12 protein-coding genes are annotated in these 16,190 nt (G+C 72.6%); 2 read left to right on the top strand and 10 right to left on the bottom strand.

From position 1 onward, the window contains the following. Positions 1–123: 123 nt before the first annotated feature. The 7 genes from OHA84_RS26495 to OHA84_RS26465 form a co-directional block, all read right to left on the bottom strand. A complete protein-coding gene (locus tag OHA84_RS26495; RefSeq protein WP_053676295.1) occupies positions 124–990 on the bottom strand; it encodes a trypsin-like serine protease in 867 nt (288 codons plus the stop codon). A gap of 106 nt (positions 991–1,096) precedes the next feature. Then, positions 1,097–2,671: an RNA polymerase sigma factor gene (locus tag OHA84_RS26490; RefSeq protein ID WP_266950316.1), complete on the bottom strand. Its 1,575-nt coding sequence runs from the start codon at positions 2,669–2,671 to the stop codon at positions 1,097–1,099. A 364-nt stretch (positions 2,672–3,035) separates the two neighbouring features. After that, positions 3,036–3,977, bottom strand: coding sequence for a FadR/GntR family transcriptional regulator (locus tag OHA84_RS26485; RefSeq protein ID WP_323181884.1), 942 nt, complete (start codon positions 3,975–3,977; stop codon positions 3,036–3,038). A 150-nt stretch (positions 3,978–4,127) separates the two neighbouring features. Continuing rightward, positions 4,128–6,092: an ABC transporter ATP-binding protein gene (locus OHA84_RS26480; RefSeq protein ID WP_266969483.1), complete on the bottom strand. Its 1,965-nt coding sequence runs from the start codon at positions 6,090–6,092 to the stop codon at positions 4,128–4,130. Positions 6,093–6,277: 185 nt separating this feature from the next. After that, on the bottom strand, positions 6,278–7,024 hold the full coding sequence (locus tag OHA84_RS26475) for an NUDIX domain-containing protein (protein WP_053676298.1): 747 nt from the start codon (positions 7,022–7,024) through the stop codon (positions 6,278–6,280). Between the two features lie 69 nt (positions 7,025–7,093). Further along, on the bottom strand, positions 7,094–9,061 hold the full coding sequence (locus OHA84_RS26470; RefSeq protein ID WP_266969485.1) for a glycogen debranching N-terminal domain-containing protein: 1,968 nt from the start codon (positions 9,059–9,061) through the stop codon (positions 7,094–7,096). Between the two features lie 188 nt (positions 9,062–9,249). After that, positions 9,250–10,515, bottom strand: a complete 1,266-nt coding sequence (locus tag OHA84_RS26465) for a DUF4192 domain-containing protein (RefSeq protein WP_266969486.1) — start codon at positions 10,513–10,515, stop codon at positions 9,250–9,252. 142 nt (positions 10,516–10,657) lie between these two features. Between OHA84_RS26465 and OHA84_RS26460 the strand changes: the two genes are divergently transcribed. Next, positions 10,658–12,817, top strand: a complete 2,160-nt coding sequence (locus OHA84_RS26460) for a RecQ family ATP-dependent DNA helicase (protein ID WP_266969488.1) — start codon at positions 10,658–10,660, stop codon at positions 12,815–12,817. A 214-nt stretch (positions 12,818–13,031) separates the two neighbouring features. Beyond that, complete coding sequence (locus OHA84_RS26455) at positions 13,032–13,661, top strand: hypothetical protein (RefSeq protein WP_053676301.1); 630 nt, start codon at positions 13,032–13,034, stop codon at positions 13,659–13,661. 321 nt (positions 13,662–13,982) lie between these two features. On the opposite strand, the gene OHA84_RS26450 is transcribed toward OHA84_RS26455, so the two are convergent. The 3 genes from OHA84_RS26450 to OHA84_RS26440 form a co-directional block, all read right to left on the bottom strand. Next, the gene (locus OHA84_RS26450; protein WP_053676302.1) at positions 13,983–14,630 is read right to left on the bottom strand and encodes a hypothetical protein; all 648 of its coding nucleotides are present in this window, start codon (positions 14,628–14,630) and stop codon (positions 13,983–13,985) included. 42 nt (positions 14,631–14,672) lie between these two features. Then, complete coding sequence (locus tag OHA84_RS26445) at positions 14,673–15,383, bottom strand: ribonuclease HII (RefSeq protein ID WP_266950311.1); 711 nt, start codon at positions 15,381–15,383, stop codon at positions 14,673–14,675. 82 nt (positions 15,384–15,465) lie between these two features. After that, on the bottom strand, positions 15,466–16,068 hold the full coding sequence (locus OHA84_RS26440; protein ID WP_266969491.1) for a TetR/AcrR family transcriptional regulator: 603 nt from the start codon (positions 16,066–16,068) through the stop codon (positions 15,466–15,468). Between the last annotated feature and the right edge of the window lie 122 nt (positions 16,069–16,190).

The raw sequence follows: 16,190 nt of genomic DNA, 5'->3' as shown, positions 1-16,190 counted from the left end.
ATGTCCGCCCCGCATGTCCGCCCCGCGTCCAAGTTCCACCCTCCGGCCGTCCTGGATCCGACGACCGGCCCCCCCTACCCCCTTGTCGGGCCACACGGGGCCCGAGGAGCCCCTGGGGGCTCCCTACGGGACCTCCCGCTCCCCGACCGGCCGCGCGCCCCTCTCGGAGCCGCTCACGAAGCCGACCAGCGGGGAGATCCGGGTGTACACGCCCGGGCTGTCGGCCCTGCCGCAACCCCGCCCCCAGGACACGACCCCGATGAGCCGCCCCCGGGCCACGAGCGGCCCGCCGCTGTCCCCCTGGCAGGCGTCCTTGCCGCCGTCCTTGTCCCCCGCGCACACCATGGAGGCGGCTCGGTACTGACCGTCCACGTCCCCCGGGTACGCGTCCTCGCAGACCCGGTCTGCGAGGATCTCCACGCGTGCGGCCCGCAGGCCGTACGCGTAGTCGCCGAAGCCGCTGGTGTCCCCCCAGCCGTACACGGACGCCTCGGTGCCGGCCTCGTAGGCCGGGTGGCCCTTGTCCGCCATGGGGAGCACCTGATTCGCCGGCACCGCCTCCGCGAGTTCGAGGACGGCGAGGTCGCCGGCGTTGCTCGCGGAGTCGTACGCCGGGTTCACCCGCGCCGCCCGCACCGCGATCTCCCGACCGTCCGTCGCACGGAGCTCCGTACGGCCCGCGATCACTCGGAGGTCCGGCACGGACTCGACCGGGCCGCCCAGCACCTGGCGACCCAGGCAGTGGGCCGCCGTCACCACGGTCGTCGGGGCGACGATCACGCCCCCGCAGAACTGGCCGCCACGGGTACCCCCGAACCGGTCACGGCTGGCCAGGGCCACGACCCAGGGGCTGTCCGCCACCTTCACCGGCTGCCCGCCGATCACCACGCTGTCCGCGGCCGCCTGCGGCATCCGGGCCAGCGGCGCGGCGGCCGCTCCCGCCACCAGGGTCAGCGCGCCCGCCAGGGCACGGGCAAAGGGACGACGCATGAGGCCTCCTGACTCCGAGTGTTCATGACTCCACCCAGAGTGGGATGCCCGGTGGCCGTGCGCACCCGCGCGGCCACCGGGCGTACGCCCCTCGGCGTCGGTCCCGTCAGTCGAGGTAGTCGCGCAGCACCTGCGAACGCGACGGGTGGCGCAGCTTCGACATGGTCTTCGACTCGATCTGGCGGATGCGCTCGCGGGTGACCCCGTAGACCTTGCCGATCTCGTCGAGGGTCTTGGGCTGCCCGTCCGTCAGGCCGAAGCGCATCGAGACCACGCCCGCCTCGCGCTCGCTCAGGGTGTCGAGCACCGAGTGCAGCTGCTCCTGCAGGAGCGTGAAGCTCACCGCGTCGGCGGGTACGACCGCCTCGGAGTCCTCGATGAGGTCACCGAACTCGCTGTCCCCGTCCTCGCCGAGCGGGGTGTGCAGGGAGATCGGCTCTCGCCCGTACTTCTGGACCTCGATGACCTTCTCGGGGGTCATGTCGAGTTCCTTGGCCAGCTCCTCCGGGGTGGGCTCGCGCCCCAGGTCCTGGAGCATCTGCCGCTGGACACGGGCCAGCTTGTTGATCACTTCGACCATGTGCACCGGGATGCGGATGGTGCGGGCCTGGTCGGCCATGGCGCGGGTGATCGCCTGACGGATCCACCAGGTGGCGTACGTGGAGAACTTGTAGCCCTTGGTGTAGTCGAACTTCTCCACCGCGCGGATCAGACCCAGGTTGCCTTCCTGGATCAGGTCGAGGAAGAGCATGCCGCGGCCCGTGTAGCGCTTGGCGAGGGAGACCACGAGGCGGAGGTTGGCTTCCAGCAGGTGGTTCTTGGCCCGGCGGCCGTCCTCAGCGATGATCTCCAGCTCGCGCTTGAGCTTGGGCGCCAGCTTGTCGGAGTTCGCCAGCTTGTCCTCGGCGAACAGGCCCGCCTCGATGCGCTTGGCGAGCTCGACCTCCTGCTCGGCGTTGAGGAGCGGAACCTTTCCGATCTGCTTGAGGTAGTCCTTGACGGGGTCCGCGGTGGCCCCCGCCACGGCGACCTGCTGGGCCGGCGCGTCGTCCTCGTCGTCCGAGATGACGAAGCCCTTGCTCTCGCCGCCGTCCTCCTCCTCGGATTCGGACTCGGCCTTGACCGCGCCGGAGCCTTCCTCGGTCGACTCCTCGTCGGCCTCGTCGGAGCCCTTCTTGGCCGCCGTCTTCTTCGCGGCCGTCTTCTTCGCGGCGGTCTTCTTGGCAGGGGCGGCCTTCTTGGCCGCCGTCTTCTTCGCCGCGGTCTTCTTGGCGGCGGGCTCGGCCCCGGGCTCCTCCGCGAGGGCGTCCACGGTGTCCGGTTCGGCCGGCACCGCCTCGGGGGCGGCGTCGGTGACGGTCCGGGCGACGGTCGTCTTGGTCGCGACGGTCTTGGTGGCCGTCCGCTTGGCCGGGCTCTTCGCTGCGACGCTCTTTCGGGTGGTGCGCTTGGGCGACTCCGCGGCACTGACCATCAGCGTCACACCCTCTTCCTCGAGGATCTGGTTGAGGCTGCGCAGAACATTCTTCCACTGGGTCGCAGGAATCTGGTCAGCCTCGAAGGCCCGACGCACGTCATCGCCGGCGATCTGCCCCTCGGCCTTGCCCCGCTCGATGAGCGCCATCACAGACTCGGAATCGGCGATCTCCGGCGGGAGCGTACGGGATGTGCTGGCCGACACGAACAACCTCTCGGAACGATGGGAACGGCTTCCGACCCCGGGCCTGGTGGTGCTGGACCGGAGCCGACGACCACCGACTGGGGATGGGCCGGGGGCGCGGGCAGGGGCCGGGGAGCTGTACAGCACCCGCAAGGGCTGCTGTCTTCCCTCCGTCGGCCATCACCACCTAAGTCATCGCGTGACGTCGCGGAGCGTTACGCCCAATCTTCGTGGCCCGAGTCACACCACTTTTCCGCCATTGCCGCGCATACGGTCATACGCACGGATTCAAGGGCTTCGAACGCCCCCGCACACGGGTGTCGCCGGACCCGAACCGGGCCCGGCGACATGTGGTGCACCCCCGCGCCTGAGCGCGTCGAGCCCGTCAGTGCTCGCGCGGGGCCGGAACCACACGCTCGACCTCCGGATGCACCGTCAGGAGTTGACGCATGGCGTTCTCGGCGCCCAGGGCATCGCCGGCGGCGACGGCCTCGACCATCCGCGCATGGTGCGCGACGCAGGTTTCGCTGGGGCGGTCGCACGCGGTGACGGGGCTGCCGGAGACCTGGAGGGCGGAGGAGACGATGCCTGACAGGTGCTCCAGCATGCGGTTGCCCGCGACCTGGATCAGCAGCGCGTGGAACTCGTTGTCGGCACGCGCGAAGGTGATCGAGTCACCCTGCCCGAGGGCGTGGCCCATGATCTCGACCATGTCGGCGAGGCGCTGCTGGATGTCGGGGCGACCGTGTCCGGCGGCGAGGCGCGCGGCCAGCGGTTCGATGGTCCAGCGGAGCTCGTTGAGCTCGCGGCGCTGATCGTCGCGCTGGGGGCCGAAGGCTCGCCATTCGATGATGTCGGGGTCGAGCAGGTTCCAGTCGGCGACCGGGCGGACCCGGGTGCCGACGTTGGGTCGGGCGCTGACGAGGCCCTTGGCCTCCAGAACGCGCAGGGATTCGCGGACGACCGTGCGGGAGACCTCGAAGCGCTGGCCGATCTCCTCGGGGACCAGAGGGCGGTCCGCGCCGAGGTCGCCGGAGACGATCATCTGGCCGAGCTGCTGGACGAGTTGGCCGTGCAGTCCGCGGCCTCGACTTCCGGTCGCGCGGCGGCCCACGCGGCTCAACTCGATGTCGGCGCCGTCCCAGTGGGGCGGTCCGACCCGGTCGGCCCCCTGGGTCTCCGCGTAGGGGTAGCGGTCGAGGTCGCCCGAGCCGGCGAGGCCGGAGTCGGCGTGGCGGGCGGCGGTCATCATGGTGTGCGCAAGGGTACTCACGAATCCTTTGTCGGTCGTGCTCCCATCACCCTTGAGGTCTTTGGTGAAAAGCACACGAAAGGGTGATCGGTGCCACCTACGCAATTGACGACTTATCGTAAAGAACCGGGCCTTTTGCGGGGAGTTGTGGTCCCGGCTGATTGATACGGAACGGAACGGTCACGTTGACCATCCCCTCGATCCGAAACGATCATCCACGGTCATTCACCAGCGGACCCGGCTGCGCAGTCCTGTGAACCCATAGGCGCACAACAGGACCATCAACGACAACACCAGCGCCGTGCCGACGGGTTGGGCCATCACCCGCAGGGCGCCGATCACCAGGCGGTCCACCTCCGGTGGCCACTGGGCCCAGGACAACTCGCGCAGCCTGGAGGCGAGCCCGTCCGTCGGGTAGGCGGACGGCCCGTGCAGCGACTTGCGCACCAGCGGTACGACCATCACCGGCACGACGAGCACCGCCGCCAGACCGGCCGCCGCGGATCGAAAGACACCGGAGGCCAACACCCCGGCCCAGGCGCAGCCGATGAGCAGTCCCGCCCAACTCGCGGCCGGCGCGATCCACTCCGCCGGCTGGTCGAGCGGACCGGAGTCGAAGACCAGTCCGAGGGCCGCGGCATCCGCGGTGACGGCCAGGCCCCCGAGCAGCAGGGCGAGTACGGCGCAGACCCCGAGCTTGGCGGCGAGCAGACCCATTCGACGCGGAACCGTGCCGCGGTCCGCCGACAGGGAGGGGTAGCGGTACTCCTCGCCGAAGGCCAGGGCGCCGAGCAGCCCTGCGCCGAGCGCGGCGGGCGGCAGCGGCAACGACCGCGGCCAGGCGGCGAGCAGCCGGTTCTGCGGGGTGTGTCCGAGGCGGGCGAGGACGAGCGTGATCGCGACGGAGACGACGACGACTGCGGCCGAGGTCAGGAGCGGGGTCGCGGTCCCGAAGGTTCGCAGCAGTTCGTAGCGCAGGGGGCGCAGGGGTCCGCCCACCCGACGCACGGCGCGGGCCGATCGTCCGGAGCCGACCCGCGGGGGCCGGCCCGGCTCCTCCCCGTCGGCGGCGGGAAACGGGGTGAACCCCGACCCCACTCCCGGCGCCGACCCCACTCCCGGCCCCGGCTCCGGGCCCGCCCCTGCACCGCGAACCGGCGCCGACGGCTCGACCTCCGGACCGGGTTCGACCCCGGGGCCGGCGGTGGATCCCGCCTCGGCCGCGGCTCCCGACTCGCCGTGGGCGGCCGCCACGGCCGTGGCGTGGGCGGCCGTACGGGCCTCCGAGCGGGCCTGCGGGACGGGCGGAACCGGCGTTCCGGTGTCTCCGATCTCGTCCGCGAGTTGGTGGACCAGCACCCCGTGCCTGAACGCGGCTTCTCCCACCTCCGCGCAGTCGCTGCCGTAGACCGACAGGCGGCTGCCGCTCTCCGCGACGATCTCCACCGCGCGTCGGGCCGCCCGGGCCTCCCGGCCCAGGACGTCCGCGAGCCGGGCCGCGTGCGGGGTGCGCACGGCGACGCGGGGACGCAGTCGGGTGCGTGCGAAGTCCGCCGCGTCCTGGTCCGCGACGAGCCTGCCGGCCCTGATGGAGACGACCCGGTCGGCGTTGCGGGCGGCTTCCTTCGCGTCGTCGGTGGTGAAGAGGACCGCGCCGCCGAGAGCGGCGTGCCCGCGCAACAGCTCGTACATCCAGTTGCGTTCGCGTGGCGAGAGCCCGGCGGCGGGCTCGTCGAGGAGCAGGGTGCAGGGGTCCGCCAGCAGCGCCGCCGCGAGTGCGACGCGACGCTCCATGCCGAGCGAGAGCGAGCCGAGCCGCTGGTCGCGCAGACCGCCGATGCCCACGACCTCCAGCATGGTGTCCGCTCGCGACGCCGGGACCCCGTAGGCGGCGCACAGCATCCGCAACTGGTTGAGGACCGTACGCGCCGGATTCCCGGGGACGTCGCCGAGCAGCACGCCGACCTCACGGCCGGGGTGCGCGATCCGGTGCAGCGGACGGCCGCGGAAGTAGGTGATGCCGCGGCCCGGTTCGAGTTCGAGCATGAGCCGCAGCGCGGTGGTCTTGCCCGAGCCCGGATCGCCGAGCAGGGCGGTCACGCACCCGGGGCGGACCTCGAAGGTGAGGTCGTCCACCAGGGGCGGGAGTTCTCGACGGGGTGTACTGGTGAGTCCGATGGCCTGGAGCATCGCTTCTCTCGCGGGGTGTGAGACCGCTCTGCGGCAGCATGAGTACCGCAAGCAAGATAACGCGATATGTCCGATTTTCAACGCATGAGGCTGTCAGGCGCGTCGGTGTCGGCGGACTGGCCTGCGACGGCCCCCGCCCCCGGGTCCCGGCCGAGGCGGGGGCCGCTCGCCGGGGCCGTGGGACGTCAGACCTCCGGGCGCAACATCGGCGGGTTGAGCAGGGTCGCTCCGCCCGCTCGGAAGAGCTGGGCGGGTCGGCCTCCCTGACGGGTCGTGGTCCCTCCGGCCGGCACCAGGAACCCGGGGGTCCCGGTGACCTTCCGGTGGAAGTTGCGCGGGTCGAGCGCCACGCCCCACACGGCCTCGTACACCCTTCGCAGCTCGCCGACGGTGAACTCGGGAGGGCAGAAGGCGGTGGCCAGGGAGGAGTATTCGATCTTGGATCGCGCCCGCTCGACTCCGTCGGCGAGGATGCGCTCGTGGTCGAAGGCGAGTCCGGCGGGAGCCTCCCCGCCCGCCGCGAGGAGTTCGTCGACGGGGGCCCAGCGGGCGCTGTTCGCGTCCCCGCCCGCCCGAGGCGCGGGCAGATCCGGAGCCAGCACCAGGTGAGCCACGCTGACCACCCGCATCCGGGGATCGCGCTTCGGATCTCCGTACGTGGCGAGCTGTTCGAGGTGCGCCCCGTTGCCCACGTCCGGCACGGTCGGGTCGTGCGCGCAGAGGCCGGTTTCCTCGGCGAGTTCCCTGGCCGCGGCACCGGCGAGGTCCTCGTCATCGCGTACGAAGCCTCCGGGCAGCGCCCAGCGTCCTTGGAACGGCTGCTCCCCCCGTCGGACGACCAGCGCGCAGAGCGCGTGACGCTGCACGGTGAGCACGACCAGGTCGACGGTGACGGCGAAGGGCGGGAAGGCCGACGGGTCGTAGGGCGACATGCCGCGATCATAGTCGTCTGCCTGACGATAAACAGGGCTTTGGTGATCCCGACGACAGTGATCCGAGACTCAGCCTCCCAGTTGGAGCACATCAGCGGCCTCCTCCACCATCCCGAGGCCGAGTCGGCTGACCCTGACGCCGAACGGTTGCTCCGACACGCGCAGCCCCGAGAGCCTCAGGGAGCCGAGCGGGGCACCGGGGAGCGGGTGTAGAGCGACCGTGCCGGCGGGGGCGTCCGGGCGGATCCCCGCGAGGGCGACCAGCGCGTGGACGCCGGCGACGGCGGCCACCGCGGCCGGACGGCAGGCCGCGGGGTGCGGGATCGGAGCGCTGCCCGTGGTGCGCTGCCCGGCGGCGTACATCTCCGGCAGCCGGTACCCGAAGGTCTGGGCCGCGTCGAGAAGTCCCCGCAACAGACCGGCGGCCTCCTTCTCGAAGCCCGCCTGGGCCAGGCCGGAGAACGCGACGACGCTCTCGTGGACCCGCACCGCACCCGAACGGTGCCCGAACGGATTGTGGCCGGGCTCTCGGCTCGACATGCTCCGCAGCCCCCATCCCGAGTCCATCGCGGGTGCTCCGAGCAGCCGGGCCAGTTGCTCGGTACGGGTCCGGTCCAGCAGGCCGGGGGCCGTCCGGCCGCCGCTCAGCAGTCCGGTGTCCAGCAGGTGCGCGGCGGCTCCCGTCAGGCGAAGCAGGGGGCGGCCGTCGGGATGCAGGGCCGCGGCGGGCCGTCCGCCGTCCGGGCCGTCGATCCAGAACTCCGCCCGGAACCGGTCCCGCAGTCGGGCTGCCCGGTCCCGCCATTCCTCGGCGCCGGGCCGCCCGCACCCGTCGAGGAGGTCGGCGCCGAGCAGCGCGGCCCGGTACGCATGGGCCTGGGTCTCGCACCGTCGTGGACCCGGGTCGGGGTCGGCCAGTAGACCGTCCTCCCCCAGCGCTCCGCGGAGCCATTCCAGGCAGGCTTCCGCGGCGGGCAGAAGCCGGGCCACCTCCTCCTCGGGCAGACCCCAGAGCCGGGCCTCGGCGAGGACCGCGGGGAAGGCGAGCGTGGCCTCGGTCCCGGTACATCCGGGCGGCAACTGTGGTCCGGCCCCGCGCAGCGGTCCCGGGATCATCCCGGCTCCCGGTCCGCGCCCGTCGACCTGACCGCGGGCGAGGACGCGCAGGGTGGCCGCGGCGAGCCCGGTGCCGAGCGGCAACGCCATCCGGGCCGCCCACAGCGACTCCGCCGGGGCCAGGCCGAGCCGCCAGGGCGCTCCCGCAGCCGCGAAGGCGTCGCCCGGTTGCTCGGGATCCCTCAGCAGCAGCGCGCCCAGGTCTTCCACGCTTGTCCGAAACCATGCCTCGACCCTCGGGTCGTCCCCCTCCGCCCGGGCGTCGGCCAAGGGGTTGGCCACCTGACCGGCCGACGCCCTCGTGGTGCGGTCCCGGCCGGTCCGCAGCTCGATGGTGCGGGACTCGCCGGGGCCCAGTTCGAGCTGCCAGCGCAGCAGCCCGGTCGAGGCGAGCGCGTCGTCGGGAGCGGGTTCGGCGGTGACGACGGCCTGGGTGTCGCCGGTGCTCCAGCGCAGCCCGGCCGCGTGCACGGCGGCGGGGAGCTCGGGCCCGGCGCGGCCAGCGGCGATCACGGCCAGTTCGGCCAGGTCGGTGCCGAGCGCCAGCTCCACCGGAAGGCGCACGGGGCGGCTCGCGTAACTGCGCAGGGTGATCCGTTCGGTGCCGTCGGCGTGCCGGACGCGCTCGACGCCGATGTCGGGGTCGGGGCCGGCCTCGGCTCCGGTGCGGACCGTGGCGGTGAAGGCGGCCCGGTCGGCGCCGAGGCTGCGCCCCTGCACGGCCACCGGGTCCCGGCCGCCGACGCGCAGCACGCAGCGGGAGAGGAGCCGCAGCCCTGCGCGGTAGACCCCGTCGATGCCCCGCCCGGTCAGCTGGCCGTGCTCGGGCGAGATGGCCAGGCACGGCGCGGCGAGACAGATGACGGCTCCGTGCACGGGCGGCAGTTCGGGCCTGCGGGCGGGTGGTACGGGGTGGGCCATGCGTCGCCTTGTCTGCGCTCCGGTCGGTTTCGCTGGGCGGCGGCGCGGCCGGGCCCCCACCACCCCACAGCTGAACGTTTTCACCCCCGCCCGGGTCACGGGCCCCGGCGGTGGCTCTCCCCGGTGTGGCTCCGGCGGGTGGCCGGGGGCGTCGCGAAGTCGTCCCAGGAGAGGGCCCCGGTAGCGGATCACTGTTCGCTCCTCGTGGTGCGGCGGGCGTCCCGGCGCTCGGCCTTGGTGCGTCGTCCGGGCGGGCGGCCGGCTCCGGCCGGTCGCTTGCGGCGGGGCTCCCTGCGCTGCCGTTCCTCGCGCAGGCACTGCCGCAGTCCCTCCGGGTCGATGCCCTCGTTGCAGGCGTGGTGGAGCAGTTGGGCGAAGCGGTAGTCGGCGTCCGCGCGCAGGGCCAGGTCGAGTGCGACGCGGGCGGTCGGTTCGTCCCCGGTGGACCACGAGACCCATCCGGCGAGGGTGAGCGGGGCCGCGGCGTGCTCGGCGTAGATCCCTACACAGCGCCGGGCCAGGGCGCGCCACAGGCGCAGTGCGGGTCCTGCCTCCTCGCCCTCCATCCATTCGGCGGCGATGTCGCGGATCTCGCGATCCTGGAGGCCGATGATCACGGCGGCCGCCTCGTCGTGCCCCAAAAGGGCGTCGTCCCAGTCGTCCCCGCCGGATCCCGACGCGGCCGGCGGCGGAGGCGATGTCATGCGCCGCATGAGGGTGCGGGCCAGGGCGATGGTCTCGGCGCCGATCTCCTCGCGCGTGGCTCCGTCGAGGATCTTCGGCACCAGGGCGACGGCGGCTCGTTCCAGAGCCGCCTCCTGTTCCCTGGCGGCTGCTCCGCGCAGTGGGGTCAGCCTTCCCTCGATCTCCTTCAGGGAGCCCCTGACCTGCAGGCCGGCGAAGGTGGCTGCGGCGGCCATCACGGAGGTGCCGGGCATGACCAGGGGGTTGCCCTCGGCCGGGCAGCAGCGCGCGTCGGGGCAGACGTAGGACCAGTAGCGGCCTTCGGAGAGGCACAGGGCCTCCAGGACGGGTACGTCCAGCGTCCCGCAGGCCAAGCGGAGCCGTTGGGCGAGGGGTCGCAACCGGGTCATCACGCGTTGTCCGCTCTCTCCTTCGCGCGGGTCCTGGCAGAGGAAGACGACGATGCCGTCGGGCTTGCCTCCGCGTCGTTCGCTGCCTCGGACCAGGGTTTCGGCGACCTGTCGGGCGGTTTCCTCCCATTCCGTCGGAGCGGTGGGGATCCCGACGCGCAGCCGACCGCCGAAGCGGCCGCCCTCGCCGTGGACGGCGACCATGACAAGGGAGTCGGTCGGGTGGAAGCCGAGCATGTAGGGCAGCGCGTCGGCCAGTTCCGCCGGGCTGCGCAGGGTGATCTGGGATTCGATGGACGGTCCGGACGGGCCGTTGGACGGCTGGTCGGACGGGCTCGGTACCGCGTGGTTGGTCGTCATGCGTCGACGGTCCCGTGCGGGGGCGAATCGCGAAACCCCTGTGGATAACTCCCCGAATCAGACCTAACTGGTCCAATCTTCAATATCCACAGGTCGGGGCCGGCATTGGCGCGATGTCGGCGCCATCAGGTTGCATGGGGGCATGAACCCAGACCTGAGGTCCTCAGCCGATTCCGTACTCGCCCGCCTGGTGGGCGATCCGACGGGCACCGCTCGGCTGCGCGAGGACCAGTGGCGGGCGATCGAGGCCCTCGTCGCGCAGAAGCGGCGGGCGCTGGTGGTGCAGCGCACGGGGTGGGGCAAGTCCGCCGTGTACTTCGTCGCCACTTCCCTCCTGCGGGCGAGCGGCGCCGGCCCCACCGTGATCGTCTCGCCGCTGCTCGCGCTGATGCGCAATCAGGTCGAGGCCGCCGCCCGGGCCGGAATCCGCGCCCGCACGATCAACTCGGCCAACCCGGAGGAATGGGAGGGCATCCAGGCCGAGGTCGCCGCCGGCGAGGTCGATGTCCTGCTGGTGAGCCCCGAGCGACTCAACAACCCGGACTTCCGTGACCAGGTCCTCCCCAAGCTCTCGGCCGCCACGGGCCTGCTCGTGGTCGACGAGGCCCACTGCATCTCCGACTGGGGCCACGATTTCCGCCCCGACTACCGCAGGCTGCGCACGATGCTGGCCGATCTCCCGCCGGGGGTTCCCGTGCTGGCCACGACCGCCACGGCCAATGCCCGGGTGACCGCCGACGTCGCGGAGCAACTGGGCACCGGCGCCGGCACGGACGCGCTCGTGCTGCGGGGCGCGCTGGACCGGGAGAGCCTGAGCCTCTCGGTGCTCGCCCTGCCCGATGCCGCGCACCGGCTGGCGTGGCTCGCCGACCACCTGACCGACCTGCCGGGGTCCGGGATCATCTACACGCTGACGGTGGCCGCGGCCGAGGAGGTCACCGCCTACCTGCGCCACCGCGGTCACACCGTCTCCTCGTACACCGGCAAGACCGAGAACGCCGACCGCGAGCAGGCGGAGAACGATCTCCAGGCGAACCGGGTCAAGGCGCTGGTGGCCACCTCTGCCCTGGGCATGGGCTTCGACAAGCCCGACCTGGGGTTCGTGGTGCACCTGGGGTCACCCTCCTCCCCCATCGCGTACTACCAGCAGGTGGGCCGCGCCGGCCGCGGGGTGGAGCACGCTGAGGTCCTGTTGCTGCCGGGCCGGGAGGACGAGGCCATCTGGCAGTACTTCGCGTCCGTCGCCTTCCCGCCGGAGGAGCAGGTCCGCCGCACCCTCGACGTCCTGGCCCAGGCGGGCCGCCCGCTGTCGCTGCCCGCCTTGGAACCGCTGGTCGATCTGCGCCGCACCCGCCTGGAGACGATGCTCAAGGTGCTCGACGTGGACGGCGCGGTGCACCGGGTCAAGGGCGGTTGGACCTCGACGGGCGAGCCGTGGGCGTACGACGCCGAGCGCTACGCGTGGGTGGCGCGTCAGCGTTCCGCCGAGCAGCAGGCCATGCGCGACTACGCGGCGACCGACGGCTGCCGCATGGAGTTCCTGCGCCGCCAGCTCGACGACGAGGAGGCGGCACCCTGCGGGCGCTGCGACAACTGCGCCGGGGCCCGGTTCACCGCCGAGGTCTCCGGCACGGCCCTGGACACCGCCCGAGGCGAGTTGGGGCGTCCGGGCGTGGAACTGGAACCGCGCAAGATGTGGCCGACCGGGCTCGTGGCGGTGGGCGTGGACCTCAAGGGCCGGATCCCCGCCGGGGAGCAGTCCGCCACCGGACGGGCCCTGGGCCGCCTCTCCGACATCGGCTGGGGCAACCGGCTCCGCCCGATGCTCGCCCCGCAGGCACCCGACCAGCCCGTCCCGGACGATGTCGCGCAGGCCGTGGTGGCCGTCCTGGCCGACTGGGCGCGGGGGCCGGGCGGCTGGGCCTCCGGGGCCGCGGACGCCCCCGCCCGTCCGGCGGGTGTGGTCTGCCTGCCGTCGCGCTCGCGTCCCCAGTTGGTCGGCTCGCTCGCCGCGCGGATCGCGGAGATCGGACGGATGCCGTTGCTGGGCTCGCTCGCGTACACCGACCAGGCACCGGAGTTCGGCCTGCCTTCGTCGAACAGTGCCCAACGGGTTCGGGGGCTCCACCAGGCCTTGACGGTGCCTCCGGCCCTCGCGGCGACGCTGGCCGAGACTCCGGGTCCGGTTCTTCTGGTGGACGATCGCGCGGAGAGCGGTTGGACGCTCGCGGTGGCTGCCAGGCTGCTCCGCCGGGCCGGTGCGAAGGGGGTGTTTCCGCTGGTACTCGCGCTTCAGCCGTAACGGATGCGTCATCTTCGGCGTGGCGGGGCAAGGATATGAGCGGCATACCGGCGAATTCCGGTCGGCAGCCTCAAATGCTCATTGCCCCATCCTCGCGGGCCACGCGAGAATCGGAGTGCTCCCGCTCGGCTCGCCGGCACTCTCCAGGGCCGTGCTGCGGCGCGCCCGCATCCCAGCCGTGCCCGTACGCGGGCGTGTACCCGAAGGGAGGACCGTGACCTTCGGTTTCGCCCCGAGCTCCACCACGTCCCTGACAACGGCCACCGGCGGCGCCATCCGGCACGGAAGACTTCTCGAACCGGCCGAGTGGACGTCGGCCGGGGTGCCCCTGCTGACCAATCCCCGCGAGATCGTCACCGGTCTGCACGCCCGGCACGGTCCGGTGCCGACCACCGCGGTGATCGCCGTCCTCGGTCCCGACGAACGCCTGGTCGCCAGCGCATCGTTCGTCCAGCGGTCGGCCTCGGCCGACGGCTGGGAGTACCGCAACGCCCTGCTGTCGCGGTTGCGCCGGGTGCTCCCGCACGACCTGCGTCGACGGACGCCGGTGCGGACGGCGGTGCTGATGTACTGCCGTGACGGCGACGAGCGGTGGACCGAGGAGGACGGGGCCTGGATGTGGGGGCTGCGGGACGCCTGCACCCTGCACGGGCTGCGTTGCGGCGCCTACATCACGCTGACCCCGGGCGGCTGGCAGGTCCTGGGCGAGGACCGTGGCGGGCGGCGGCCCGGATCGGACTCCCGGCCGGAGCCGCTGGGCTCGACCGTGGCGGAGTTCGCTCCGATGAGCCTGCGTACCGGCGGCGGCGCGGCCGAGGCGCTGCGGCGTACCGCCGCGCGCTGATCGACGCACCGCCGGCGGGGCACGGATCCGCACCGCCTCGCTCGGGTCCGCGTACACCGCGTGCGCGGACCCCACCAATCCACAGACCAGTGGCCTGCGGACCGGTGGGGTGCGGCCCGGTGGGGTGCGCGCACGCGGACGGGCGTACGAACCCGACCCACCCGGCACCACAAGCCTGTCCGGGGCGTGCGCACACCACACACCCACGGGCAGCCCTCACGGCCGCGCCCGAGGAACCGGGCGTGCGGCGGGTGGGACCTCGGACTTCAGCGGGGCTGCCTCACGGCCTGCCCCGCCCCCGTCCGTACCGGGAGACGGGCGTCAGACGCCCGCGCCCAGCACGGAGTTGATCCGCTGCGCGTCGCCGCACACGATCAGCAGCGTGCCGGCCCGGGTGAGTGCGACCGGCAGCGTGCGGGCGGCGTCCTCGACCGATCCGCCGTTGACCGCGAAGACCACGACGGGGCGGCCGGCGGCGCGCTGGACCTGCGCCGCGTCCGCGTAGAAGACGTCGTCCCCGGCATCGTGCTGGGCCCAGTACGCGGCCTCGCCGAAGGACAGTTCGTGCGCGGCCCACGGGTGCGGGTCGCCGGTGGTGAGCACCAGGATGTCGCCGGGCGCGCGCCCGGTGTCGAGCAGCAGGTCCACGGCCTCCTCGGCCGCGTCCAGCGCGCCCTCGGCGGATGCCGGAATCAGCTGGACCTGCGGGACCGCCTCGGAGACGGACGGGACGGTGGCCTCGGGGGCCGCGGGGACGGGTCCGGGGGCGGCCTGCGCCGCGCGCTGCGCGGGCGGGGCGGGTCGGGCGGGACCGGGGCGTCCGGGCCGGGGTACGGCGGCGGGACGCGGACCAGGTACGGGGCGGGGGGTCTGCGCGGTGCGGCTCGCGGCCGGCGTGACGCGGGGACCCTGGGCACTCTCGTGAATCTGAGGCTCCTCGGTTGAGAGGCTTGAGTTGACATCTTTCAAACACCGGTACGAAACGTACCGGCGGGTGGCACGTGGACGCGATCAGAAATCGAACCCGAGTTGGCCTCCGTTTTCCAGCTCCACGCTCTCCTCGCTGCGGCGCACCTTTTTGAGGTGCCGCCAACGGGGCAGCGCGTCGAGGTACGACCACGAGAGCCGGTGGTACGGGGTGGGCCCCAGCTCCTCCAGCGCCGCGCGGTGCACGGGCGAGGGGTAGCCGGCGTTCGCGGCGAAGGCGAAGTCCTCGATTCCGCCGCCCTGTTCGGCCAGGTCGGCCATCATCCGGTCGCGCCGGACCTTGGCGATCACGGAGGCGGCGGCGACGGCGACGCAGGACTGGTCCCCCTTGATCACCGTGCGGACCCGCCAGGGCGAACCGAGGTAGTCGTGCTTGCCGTCGAGGATCACCGCGTCGGGCCGCACCGGCAGGGATTCCAGGGCTCGCACCGCGGCGAGCCGCAGGGCCGCCGTCATCCCGAGCGCATCGATCTCCTCGGGGGAGGCGTGCCCGAGAGCGTGCGCGGTGACCCAGTCCTCCAGGACGTCGAGGAGCGCCTCGCGCCGCTTGGGGGTGAGCAGTTTGGAGTCGGTGAGTCCCGCGGGCGGCCGGCGCAGGCCGGTGATCGCCGCGCACACGGTGACGGGTCCGGCCCAGGCCCCTCGTCCGACTTCGTCGACCCCGGCTATGACCTTGGCGCCGGTGGTTGCACGGAGGGAGCGTTCGACGGCGTGGGTGGGTGCTTCGTACGGCATGGCGCCAGCAAGGTTACGCCGCCCCGCGCCCCCTGCACACCCCGCCCCGGGCCGGGGCGTGCGGCGTGACCGTCCGGCCGGTTCAGGGTCTGAGCATCGGCACCATGACGCGGTCGATCAGTTCCGCGATGTCGGGGTCCTCCCATTCGCTTCCGTACACCTTTGCGCGATACATGAACATGGCCGGGATCACGTCGGTGACGAACGGAGCCGCCGCGTCCTCACGGACGTCACCCCGCTTGATTCCGCGTTCCACCAGGTCCCTGATCAGGTCTTGAGCGGGTTCGTGCAATCCCTTCCAGATCACCCCCCGAAAGCGATCGGCGTGGATGTGATCACATTCGTGAAGCACCGCACGCAGTGCTTCACCGGCTCGCGACCTCATCACGTCACGCATCCGCGCACACAGGTGGTGGAGGTCCTCACGAATCGATCCGTGATCCTCGATCTCACCCAGTGACGGCAATCCGGCCCGCAGCACCTCCACGACGAGTTCCGCCTTCGACGGCCAGCGCCGATAGACGGCCGCCTTCCCGGTGCGCGCGCCCGCCGCGACGGCCTCCATCGTGAGCGCGTTCCACCCGACGGTGCTCAACTGCTCCAAGGCCGCGTCGAGAATCGCCCTTTCGAGCTCCGGACCCCGTCTGCGCCCCGGCGCGGCCTCCGACCAGCGTGAACCCGTCATGCCCCACACCTCCCACCGCCCCGTGCGTCCGTCGCACGAATTTTCAGCCTTAGTGAACGCTTGTGTTCACTAAGCGCCGGCTCCTACCGTGGACCCGCAGTGAACGGATGCGTTCACTATTT

Source organism: Streptomyces sp. NBC_00513 (assembly GCF_041431415.1).
In the GTDB taxonomy this organism is placed as follows: Bacteria; Actinomycetota; Actinomycetes; order Streptomycetales; family Streptomycetaceae; genus Streptomyces.
Note: the sequence above shows the minus strand (reverse complement) of the source record. Positions and strands in the feature narration are given on the sequence as shown.

Excerpts from the sequence above, each read along its gene's own strand:
- OHA84_RS26495 (WP_053676295.1), bottom strand. The coding sequence starts at position 990 with ATGCGTCGTCCCTTTGCCCGTGCCCTGGCGGGCGCGCTGACCCTGGTG.
- OHA84_RS26480 (WP_266969483.1), bottom strand. The coding sequence starts at position 6,092 with ATGCTCCAGGCCATCGGACTCACCAGTACACCCCGTCGAGAACTCCCG.
- OHA84_RS26475 (WP_053676298.1), bottom strand. The coding sequence starts at position 7,024 with ATGTCGCCCTACGACCCGTCGGCCTTCCCGCCCTTCGCCGTCACCGTC.
- OHA84_RS26470 (WP_266969485.1), bottom strand. The coding sequence starts at position 9,061 with ATGGCCCACCCCGTACCACCCGCCCGCAGGCCCGAACTGCCGCCCGTG.
- OHA84_RS26465 (WP_266969486.1), bottom strand. The coding sequence starts at position 10,515 with ATGACGACCAACCACGCGGTACCGAGCCCGTCCGACCAGCCGTCCAAC.
- OHA84_RS26460 (WP_266969488.1), top strand. The coding sequence starts at position 10,658 with ATGAACCCAGACCTGAGGTCCTCAGCCGATTCCGTACTCGCCCGCCTG.
- OHA84_RS26445 (WP_266950311.1), bottom strand. The coding sequence starts at position 15,383 with ATGCCGTACGAAGCACCCACCCACGCCGTCGAACGCTCCCTCCGTGCA.
- OHA84_RS26440 (WP_266969491.1), bottom strand. The coding sequence starts at position 16,068 with ATGACGGGTTCACGCTGGTCGGAGGCCGCGCCGGGGCGCAGACGGGGT.